Genomic DNA, 10,000 nt, shown 5'->3' with positions numbered 1-10,000 from the left:
TCATTATCGTCACTATGAGGGTCTACGTCTGCTACCCTCTGTCTGTGAAGAGATAATAATTCAGCAGACCCTATTTATCTTTTTGCGATAATGCAGAAAGGTGGATGTTATTTCACTTCCCAGATATCGTTTGTTTCTAACAGTTCGGTAAAGTTATGATAAGCTTTCTTTTCCTTTACCTCTTCTATCTGTTTGTTCACCATATCATCATAGGTAGGTGCTTCCACATCACGAATCACGCCCAAGGCAACAGGGAAACCATGTTCGTTGTCCATCATGGCTAACTTTGCGTGCAGCGTGCTATCCTCTTCGTGCGCATTATGTACCAAAATATCTTTTTCGGTAATGCCATTTTCGCCCAGTTTCACCACCTTCAGTCCGAATCCCTCTTGCATGAGTCCGTATTCATTGTTCTCACCGAAGAGCAAAGGCTTGCCATGTTCTACGTAGATAGCATTCTGTTTTCTGCCGTCGCGAGTGTAAATCGGGTCGTAAGCACCGTTGTTAAAGATGACACAGTTTTGCAGTATCTCGCACAGTGCAGCCCCTTTGTGGTGATAGGCAGCTTGTAGAACGGCTATCACACTTGGACCATCGTTGGCTACAGCACGAGCAAAGAAGCGTCCACGTGCGCCAAAACAAAGCTCGGCAGGCTGGAACGGATCTTCTACCGTACCGTAAGGAGACGATTTAGAGACAAAGCCACGAGGCGATGTTGGCGAATATTGTCCTTTCGTAAGACCATAGATGCGGTTGTTTAACAACACCATGTTGATATTGATGTTACGGCGCAAGGCATGGATAAAGTGGTTGCCACCAATGGCAAGACCATCACCGTCACCACTAATCTGCCAGATGGTTAAGTCTGGATTTACTACCTTTGCTCCCGATGCTATCGATGCCGCCCTACCATGAATGGTTTGCATGGCATACGTATTCATATAATAAGGTAGACGACTGGAGCAGCCAATACCCGATATTACGGCGATTTCATGGGGTGGAACGCCAATTTCTGCCATTGCCTTGTGTAAGTTGGCTAAAAAGAAATGGTCGCCACAACCAGGACACCAGCGAGGTTGTCCTATTTTATATTGATTTGCTGTAAACGCTGTCATGCTTTTCCCTCCAAAATTTGTTCAAATGCGTTGATGAGTTCAGCCACTACGAAGGGCTGACCCTTTACTTGGTTAAATTGATAAGGCACAAAACCGTCTATCTTGGTACGTAGATAGCTGGCAAACTGTCCCATGTTCTGTTCTGCCACTACTACCTTTGGGTAGCGTTTCAGTACTTCTTCGGTGTTGGCAGGCAGAGGATTGATAAATTCAAAGTGTGCCAAAGCCACCTTCTTGCCACTTTTCACCAGTTCTTCAACGGCAGTGTATAGGTGTCCAAAGGTGCCACCAAAGCCTACAACCAATAAGTCGGCATCGTCTGCCTCGCCCAATACTTTCAGCTCTGGCACAGGGATGCGAGCCACTTTTTCGGCTCTGTTGTTCACCATTTGTTGGTGGTTAGAGGGATTATTCGAGATTTGTCCTGTTTCCGAGTCCTTTTCCAATCCTCCTAAAATGTGTTCGTAACCCTCCATTCCAGGGGTAGCCCAGTAGCGAACCAAGGTTTCTGGGTCGCGTTGATAAGGGGTATAGTTTCCTTTTTGTTCGGGAGTAACACGGTGGGGAGTGATTGCTGGCAGCTTATCCATTTGTGGGATAGGCCATGCAGATGAGCCATTGGCAATGTATGCATCGCTCAAAACCACCACAGGTGTGACGTGTTCCAATGCTATCTTACAAGCCATGTAGGCTGCATGGAAGCAGTTGGTGGGACTTGTTGGCGTGATGACAGGCATTGGTGATTCACCATTGCGACCATAAAGCACTTGCAACAGGTCGGTTTGTTCGGTCTTTGTAGGGAGTCCTGTTGAGGGACCACCACGCTGAACATCAATAATTACCAATGGAAGTTCGTCCATCACCGCCAAGTTCATGGCTTCTGATTTCAGACAGATACCAGGACCAGAGGTGGAAGTAACGCCCAATGCTCCTGCAAACGAGGCTCCGATGGATGTTGCACAGCCCGAGATTTCGTCCTCGCACTGCATCGTGATGACGCCCATCGACTTGTGTTTAGCCAATTCGTGCAATATGTCGGATGCAGGTGTAATAGGATAAGAACCCAAAAAGAGTTTCACACCTGCCTTCTCTGTGGCAGCCATAAGACCGTAAGCGGTAGCTTTATTTCCCGTAATGTCCATATAGCGGCCTGGCACTTTGTTACGAGTCTCAATACGATAGGTGTTGGGCACACTCGCATGGGTATTGGCTCCGTAGTCATATCCTGCTCTTACCACTTTGATGTTGGCTTCTAAGACAGCCGGTTTCTTGTGGAATTTCTGCTGTAAAAAGTTGTTCACGAGTTGCAAGTCGCGGTCGAACAACCAGCATACCATACCCAATGCAAACATGTTTCGGCACTTGAGAATCGACTTGTTGTCCATGCCCGAATCCTTTAAGCATGCTTTTACCAGCGTTGTCAAAGGGCATGCTATCACGCTGTCTGCATCAATACCCAATTCTTTTAAGTAGTCGGGTGTAGCAAACTTTGCCTTTTGTAAGTCAAAAGGCTTAAAGTTGTCCGTATCAATAATATACGTTGCTGTTGGTTTGGCAAATTGTCGCTGTGTTTTCAGGGCTGCGGCATTCATGGCAACTAATACATCACACTTGTCTCCAGGGGTGTGAACGTTCTCTCCTACATTGACTTGGTAACCACTCACACCAGTTAACGAACCTTGCGGAGCTCTAATGTCTGCAGGATAATCGGGGAATGTGGAGATTTGATTGCCCACTGTTGCCGATACTGTAGAGAAGATGTTACCTGCCAGTTGCATTCCGTCACCGGAGTCACCGGAAAAGCGGACTACTACATTTTCGAGTTCTTTCACTCGTAAACCTTCTTCCATAATGTTTTATTCGTTTAGATTTAGTTCCTGCAAAGGTGGCAAATTATATTGATACCGCAAAATGATTAGCGGTTTTTTTGTATTTATTTGTTGTCTTTGTTGTTACCCCGTTCAAAGTTCTATGTATTTTTGTGTTATTTGTCTTAGATGCTTTACAATTTCTCGCAGATATTGCTTTACATTTTCTCGCAGATATTGTTTCTTTCAGCAAAATATTCTCGCATGCGTTGTTTCTCAGTCCAATGCCCTCGCAAATTCTGCTGCTGTCTAATCATATCTGCGCCATTTGCGAAATCTGCGAGACAATATCTTGTAGGGGAAGCGCACGTTTTAGTTATTTTTTGCTTTCATTCGTTGTTCAATAACAATCATGTTCTTTGTTTCAACAACATTGCACTTAACGAAAGATCCGTTCAAAGTTCATTATTTCACATTATTTCATATCTCTGTATTGGTGAATTCCTTAATTATCGTTATCTTTGCAATGAATTCAGAGATATTATTCATTCAAAATAAATAATTAATTATGGTAATTGAAAAAGTTCACGCAAGAGAGATTATTGACTCTCGTGGTAATCCTACAGTAGAGGTTGAGGTAACATTGGAAAATGGTGTGATGGGTCGTGCCAGCGTACCATCTGGTGCATCTACGGGTGAAAACGAAGCCTTGGAGTTGCGCGATGGCGACAAAGCTCGCTATGGTGGCAAAGGTGTATTAAAAGCCGTAGAGAATGTTAACAACATCATTGCTCCAGCATTGAAAGGTTGCTGCGTGTTAGAACAGCGCAAGATAGACTATAAGATGCTTGACTTGGATGGTACTCCTACCAAGAGCAAGTTGGGTGCTAACGCTATCTTGGGTGTTAGCTTGGCAGTTGCACACACGGCAGCCAAAGCTCTTCACTTGCCACTATATCGTTATATCGGTGGTGTGAACACTTATACGTTGCCCGTTCCAATGATGAACATCATCAACGGTGGTGCACACTCAGATGCTCCTATTGCTTTCCAAGAGTTTATGATTCGCCCTGTGGGTGCTCCTTCTATCAAAGAAGGCATTCGTATGGGTGCAGAAGTATTCCACGCTTTGGCAAAGCTGTTGAAGAAGCGCGGCTTGTCTACCGCTGTAGGTGATGAGGGTGGTTTCGCTCCTAAGTTCGATGGTATTGAAGATGCCTTGGATTCTATCATTCAGGCTATTAAGGATGCAGGTTATGAGCCAGGCAAGGATGTGAAGATTGCCATGGACTGCGCTGCTTCGGAGTTTGCTGTTCAGGAGAACGGTGAGTGGTTCTACGACTATCGTCAGTTGAAGAGTGGCATGCCAAAGGATCCTAATGGTAAGAAGCTGACCGCTGATGAGCAGATTGCATACTTGGAAGAACTGATTACAAAATATCCTATCGACTCTATCGAGGACGGTTTGGATGAGAACGACTGGGACAACTGGGTGAAGCTGACCGAGAAGATTGGCGACCGTTGTCAGTTGGTTGGTGACGACTTGTTTGTAACCAACACGAAGTTCTTGGAGAAGGGTATCAAGATGGGTGCTGCTAACTCTATCTTGATCAAGGTAAACCAGATTGGTTCGTTGACCGAAACATTGGAGGCTATTGAAATGGCTCACCGTGCTGGTTACACCACCGTTACTTCTCACCGTTCAGGAGAGACCGAGGACACAACGATTGCTGATATTGCCGTTGCTACTAACTCTGGTCAGATTAAGACAGGTTCTATGAGCCGTACCGACCGTATTGCGAAGTACAACCAGCTCATCCGCATCGAGGAAGAGCTTTGCTGCTCGGCTAAATATGGCTACTGCAAATTGAAGTAAATTTGATAGATTACTTATTTATATAAAAAGGGTGCATCGTAATTCATTATTATGATGCACCCTTTTACGATGATGTCTGCATTATCTGCTTGATTTCTTCTCTCATGAATTGTCCTCTGTCATGTTTTCTCGCAGATATCTTTCTTTTGGTTAGCTTTGATCATTTGTTCCGTTCACCATATGCGTACGCAACAAAAGAAACGAGAGATACTTAAAAAGCAGTATCTCTCGTTGACGTTTGTCTTATGTCTGTCGACTTACAGATTGTCTGGTTCAATCTGGAAGTAGCTCTGTGGATGGTCACAAACTGGACATACCTCAGGAGCTTTCTTACCGACAACGATGTGTCCACAGTTGCGGCACTGCCAAACGCAGCTACCATCGCGTGAGAAGACAATCTTATCTTCGATGTTCTTCAACATCTTGCGATAACGCTCTTCGTGGTGCTTTTCAACGGCAGCAACAGCACGGAACTTTACTGCTATCTCTGGGAATCCTTCTTCATCGGCTACCTTCGCCATGTTCGCATACATGTCTGTCCACTCATAGTTTTCACCGTCGGCAGCTTCTTTGATGTTATCTGTTGTGGTAGGGATATCACCACCGTGCAAGAACTTGAACCATATTTTGGCATGTTCTTTCTCGTTGTGTGCCGTTTCCTCAAAGATAGCAGCCAATTGCTCATAGCCTTCTTTCTTTGCCTTAGAAGCAAAGTAGAGGTACTTGGTGTGAGCTTGACTCTCGCCTGCAAATGCAGCCATGAGATTCTCTTCGGTCTTTGTTCCCTTTATTGCTTTCGGGTCAAAAGCTTTAAACTTTCCTGCTTTAGCGTGACATACTGGGCACTCTTTTGGTGCTTCTTTTCCTTCGTGGATATAACCACAGACGGTACAAATAAATTTCTTCTTCATAATGTTTTTGTATAATGGTAAACGTTTTTGTATTTTATGCGTCTCTACGCTTGTGTTCCTATTTTTCGGTGTTGATAACGTTAGCAGGAAGCACTTCACCACAAAGATACTATTTTTATCCTTGCATTGCAATAAAAATTGTATTTATTTCATTACTTCTTTTTCTAAATCTTCATCGTACCATTTTATAGCGACGGTCGTCCCCACCATGGTTATCCGTTCACTTCTTCGATTGGCGTGGGGTTTACGTCTACTGCTGTTGGTTCGATGCCCTTGTGGTGGTTTGTTTTTTTGTGTTTCACTTTGAACCGGTCGAAGCCCTCCCCATAAACACCAATAACGGCACTCTGAGATACAAATGCTGCGGGGTCGATTTCGTTGATGAGATAAAATATCTTGTTTGATTCTGACTTCTTTGCCAATACAAACAGCATTTTCATGTTTTTACCCGAAAAGAATCCTTGTGCATTGATGACAGTACACCCACGGTGTGGATTTTCATTGATTTGTCGACCTATCTCTTCATATTTGTCAGAGATAATAAAGAACTGTACCGACCTGCGCATACTGTTCACCACTTGGTCTACACAAAACGAGGTGATGAACAACACAACATATCCGTAAATCACTTTCTCCCAATCGTGTAATGCCAAGAAACTGGAAGAGATAATCACTACATCACAAAGTAAGATAACGCGTCCCAATGAGATGTCGCGATATTTGTTCACGATGGCAGCCACAATATCTGTTCCTCCAGTACTACCATTGGCTGATAATCCTAAGCCAACTCCCGATCCGCAGAATACGGCTCCGATGACACTTGCCATAAAAGGTTGGTCGCTCAATAAGGAGACGTCTTTCATATACGTTTGCACCAGTGAAGTAAGGGCTGTCAAGATAATGATGCCATAAATCGTTTTGATACAAAAACGCAGTCCCAATATGCGTAAAGCAAAAATAATAAGGATGGCATTCACAGCAAAATAACTATATTGTACTGGTATTCCTAATCCCCAGTATAATACTGAAGAAATACCCGGTACGCCACCTGTTGCAATGTCATTAGGTAACAAGAAAATTGTCCACCCGATACAGTAAAACATCATCGCGATGGTGATGAATACATAATCTTTTAGCTCATTTGCGCTAAAAGGATTCTTTAAACCCGTTTTTTTCATGTCTGTCATTGATCATTGATTTGTTTTTGCAAGACTTCGTTCTCCGTTTTTCTAAACTTCCTTATAGGGGGTTGTCTTTGATGAGTCTTTGCTTTGCAAAGATAGATGAAGAAAACCTATTATCAAAATATTTGTGATTGTAAATTTTGATTAGTGTTATATGCTTTCTTCTGCACCTCGTTTTGAGATACCAATCTTTCATTGAAGAGCGAGATTTTTATATCAAAAAACACCAACTTAGCAGCGTTTGTAAACCTGATGATGTGCCGCATGAGAGAATAATTAATACTGAATTTTCTTTACAAAGTGCCTCTCAAAACTCGCGTGAAATCATCCAACGGCAAAGTTGGTCGCAAATACGCGAGTTATGAGCGATGTTCATAATTTGTTGTTGTTGAGATGGTTACGATTTAGAGTCGTTTTTTCATTCCCATTTTTACCAGTTTTTTGCGGTTAAAGCATTGAGATAAGCCTGCTATTTGCATGCTTTAATGCCGTTGAAGCATGTGAATAACACCGCTAATACATGTTTCCAAGAGCGTAAACTCAATGTTTTAGCTTCAATCGACGTTTTATTTGTTAAAATCAGCCCATTTTTGCATGTCGTTTGCCTATTCATTTTTTCTATTTCGCAGATTTTAGATGACCGTTTTTTGGTAAAATAACAGGACAAAAACAACTCCTGCCTTTAGCAAAAAACAGCAAGATGAAAAGGTGTAGCTCTTTCATTGAGAGAGTAGTTGTTGGTAGGACAAGTGAAATCAGTGAAGCGAAAGGGGTAAGCGATGAACACAAGCGTTCTGATGAAGAAGGCAACTGTATAGGTACACTTTTGAGGAGTGTAGGGACTGGAGGTGTAGTTGTGATGCAGCGAAAGCAGGATGTCGCTTGCCTTCGTCGTTGCATTACCCAATGTAATTAAAAGGTTTACGACCTCTCGGTGTTGAACTACGTGAGTATTGATTGCGTGATTAACGGGCTGAAAGCCCAAAAGCACTCAGCCCAGAGCAACGCTCTGGGTAAGCGTGTGATTGGGTCTGCGCTCCGTAGGAGCAAAAGCATGCTCAAAGAAATGACCGTCGGATGCGGTGGTATCTCGTATAAAGTCCGTACTTTTGTAGTGGGTTAGGAAATTTCAGCCGTTACTTTGAGTTTGTTTTGGTTCACACTCATGGCTTTTGATCAACCTCCTTTTATGCACACTTCCATGATTCAACGTGAAAACTCCGTAGACAAAGGTTTTGAAGCTCATTGCTTTCATCCACTCAGCACCGATGTGGAGCACCCCCAGCAATTGAACAATCCCTTCAATTATCGTCCGCATCCACTCGCTCTTTTGGCAGCGGAGCAGTTGCAGTGTTATGTGGCATCGCAACCGGCATGGCAGGAAGAGATTGCATTAGGAAAGATGTTTGGCGTTTTGGTAGTGGAAGATGCCCAACATTCATTGGGCTATTTAGCTGCTTACTCGGGGCAAATCGGGGGGCGTAGCAACTGGCATGGATTTGTGCCTGCGGTGTTTGACTATCTTGAGCCACAGGGATATTTTAAGAAACAAGAGGCTTTCATTACTCAAATCAATGCAAGGGTTAAATGTTTAGAGGTTGATGAGGACTACCAAACGTTGAAAACGAAGTTAAAAGAATATGACCAACAGGCAGCTGCCCAACTGACATTGTTTCAAGAAGAAATGAAAGTGGCCAAAAAGAGGCGTGACCAACAGCGTAGAAAACTAACTTTGAATGTCGAACAACAAGCTGCCCTCATCAAGGAGAGCCAGTTTATGAAAGCAGAATATAAGCGACTCAAGGAGCGGTTGCGCATCGGAAGGACACCACTTCTGCAATTATTAGCCGAACACGAGCAACAAATGGAAGATGCAAAAGCATTACGCCGAACCTTATCGGACGACTTACAACGCTGGCTTTTCTCACATTTCCTTATGTTGAATGCGAAGGGGGAGCAACGTAACCTCCTTACCATCTTTGCCCAAACATCGCAAGGTGTGCCGCCAGCGGGTGCAGGGGAGTGTTGTGCGCCCAAGCTTTTGCAGTATGCTTATCTACACCATTTGAAGCCTGTCTGCATTGCTGAATTTTGGTGGGGCGCTTCCCCCAAGACCTCTGTACGTCATCACGGGCAGTTTTACCCTGCTTGTCGTGGCAAGTGCCTGCCCATTCTTTCTTTTATGTTGCAAGGTTTGAAGGTGGATGCGGAGCAGTCTGTCGAAGAGCAACACAGTCAACTTCATGTCGTTTATGAAGACAATGCCCTCATTGTTGTGGACAAACCAGCAGGTATTCTTTCTGTTCCGGGACGTTTTCAGCGCCCTTCTGTCTACTCCATTTTGCGAAGTCAGATACCCTCATCGGTCGAGTTGTTTTCCGTTCACCGCCTCGATATGGCTACATCGGGTTTGCTGATATTGGCAAAAAACAGTGTGGTTTACCGTCATCTGCAACGCCAATTCAGGACACATCATGTACAAAAGGAATATATTGCCATCTTGGAAGGAGCGTTATCTCAGCGGAATGGCGTTGTTACGCTGCCCCTTCGTCCTGACCCCTTTGACCGTCCGCGGCAGGTAGTCGATTGGGAGCATGGCAAAAAGGCTGTGACTTCCTATCGTGTGTTAAATGTACGACACGGTAAAACTTGGATAGCTTTGTTTCCCGAGACAGGCAGGACGCACCAGTTACGCATGCACTGTGCACATGCAGAAGGGCTCAACTGTCCTATATTGGGCGACCCACTCTATGGTCATCATGCCAATCGACTTTACCTGCATGCCACTTCTATTACCTTTGTGCATCCCATTTCGGGGCAACTCCTCACGCTACATGCCCAACCACCCGCTGTTTTTCAAGACGTTTTTATGGGGAGAAAGCAAGGGTGATTTTCTGGGTTAATAGGATTTGCGGTGATACCTACGGGGTTGCGATTGCTTCAATACAACAACAGAGGGGTTGCGATACGAGCCGCTAACCCCTCTGTTTCCTTTCTTAATATAATAAGGTCTATGTCTTTTTATCTAATAAACCCAAATCGGTCATTAGAAAAAGCTTCTTGTCATTTTCTAATGACCGCCATTAGAAAAACAGCATTGTATATA

Annotated in this window: 7 protein-coding genes; 3 read left to right on the top strand and 4 right to left on the bottom strand. The window is 44.0% G+C overall.

Features of this window, described 5'->3' with window-relative positions; all coding sequences use genetic code 11:
* Positions 1-107: 107 nt before the first annotated feature.
* Positions 108-1,115 carry a 2-oxoacid:ferredoxin oxidoreductase subunit beta gene (locus tag DEM91_RS11100; protein ID WP_025071782.1) on the bottom strand — a complete coding sequence of 336 codons (1,008 nt, stop codon included), beginning with the start codon at positions 1,113-1,115 and terminating at the stop codon, positions 108-110.
* Positions 1,112-2,965 (bottom strand): 2-oxoacid:acceptor oxidoreductase subunit alpha, encoded by a 1,854-nt coding sequence (locus DEM91_RS11095; RefSeq protein ID WP_249858968.1) that lies wholly within the window; start codon positions 2,963-2,965, stop codon positions 1,112-1,114. The genes DEM91_RS11100 and DEM91_RS11095 overlap by 4 nt, the downstream gene beginning before the upstream one ends.
* Before the next feature lie 526 nt (positions 2,966-3,491).
* Between DEM91_RS11095 and eno the strand changes: the two genes are divergently transcribed.
* Positions 3,492-4,799 carry a phosphopyruvate hydratase gene (eno, locus tag DEM91_RS11090; protein ID WP_249858967.1) on the top strand — a complete coding sequence of 436 codons (1,308 nt, stop codon included), beginning with the start codon at positions 3,492-3,494 and terminating at the stop codon, positions 4,797-4,799.
* 257 nt (positions 4,800-5,056) lie between these two features.
* On the opposite strand, the gene rbr is transcribed toward eno, so the two are convergent.
* Together rbr and DEM91_RS11080 are read right to left on the bottom strand one after the other, a co-directional pair.
* Positions 5,057-5,710, bottom strand: a complete 654-nt coding sequence (gene rbr, locus DEM91_RS11085; protein ID WP_025071778.1) for a rubrerythrin — start codon at positions 5,708-5,710, stop codon at positions 5,057-5,059.
* Positions 5,711-5,922: 212 nt separating this feature from the next.
* A complete protein-coding gene (locus DEM91_RS11080; protein ID WP_410525642.1) occupies positions 5,923-6,897 on the bottom strand; it encodes a YitT family protein in 975 nt (324 codons plus the stop codon).
* Positions 6,898-7,594: 697 nt separating this feature from the next.
* On the opposite strand from DEM91_RS11080, the gene DEM91_RS11075 reads away from it, so the two are divergent.
* Complete coding sequence (locus DEM91_RS11075; protein WP_249858966.1) at positions 7,595-7,810, top strand: hypothetical protein; 216 nt, start codon at positions 7,595-7,597, stop codon at positions 7,808-7,810.
* A gap of 249 nt (positions 7,811-8,059) precedes the next feature.
* Positions 8,060-9,784, top strand: a complete 1,725-nt coding sequence (locus DEM91_RS11070; RefSeq protein ID WP_249858965.1) for an RluA family pseudouridine synthase — start codon at positions 8,060-8,062, stop codon at positions 9,782-9,784.
* The last annotated feature ends 216 nt before the right edge of the window (positions 9,785-10,000 follow it).

It is taken from the genome of Prevotella sp. TCVGH (assembly GCF_023522295.1).
Classification (GTDB): domain Bacteria; phylum Bacteroidota; class Bacteroidia; order Bacteroidales; family Bacteroidaceae; genus Prevotella; species Prevotella timonensis.
The sequence above is the reverse complement of the archived record's forward strand: the minus strand, read 5'-3'. Positions and strand labels throughout refer to the sequence as shown.

Bases quoted from the DNA above. Each gene is read 5' to 3' on its own strand.
- DEM91_RS11100 (WP_025071782.1), bottom strand. From the start codon at position 1,115: ATGACAGCGTTTACAGCAAATCAATATAAAATAGGACAACCTCGCTGG.
- DEM91_RS11095 (WP_249858968.1), bottom strand. From the start codon at position 2,965: ATGGAAGAAGGTTTACGAGTGAAAGAACTCGAAAATGTAGTAGTCCGC.
- eno (WP_249858967.1), top strand. From the start codon at position 3,492: ATGGTAATTGAAAAAGTTCACGCAAGAGAGATTATTGACTCTCGTGGT.
- rbr (WP_025071778.1), bottom strand. From the start codon at position 5,710: ATGAAGAAGAAATTTATTTGTACCGTCTGTGGTTATATCCACGAAGGA.
- DEM91_RS11080 (WP_410525642.1), bottom strand. From the start codon at position 6,897: ATGACAGACATGAAAAAAACGGGTTTAAAGAATCCTTTTAGCGCAAAT.
- DEM91_RS11075 (WP_249858966.1), top strand. From the start codon at position 7,595: ATGAAAAGGTGTAGCTCTTTCATTGAGAGAGTAGTTGTTGGTAGGACA.
- DEM91_RS11070 (WP_249858965.1), top strand. From the start codon at position 8,060: ATGGCTTTTGATCAACCTCCTTTTATGCACACTTCCATGATTCAACGT.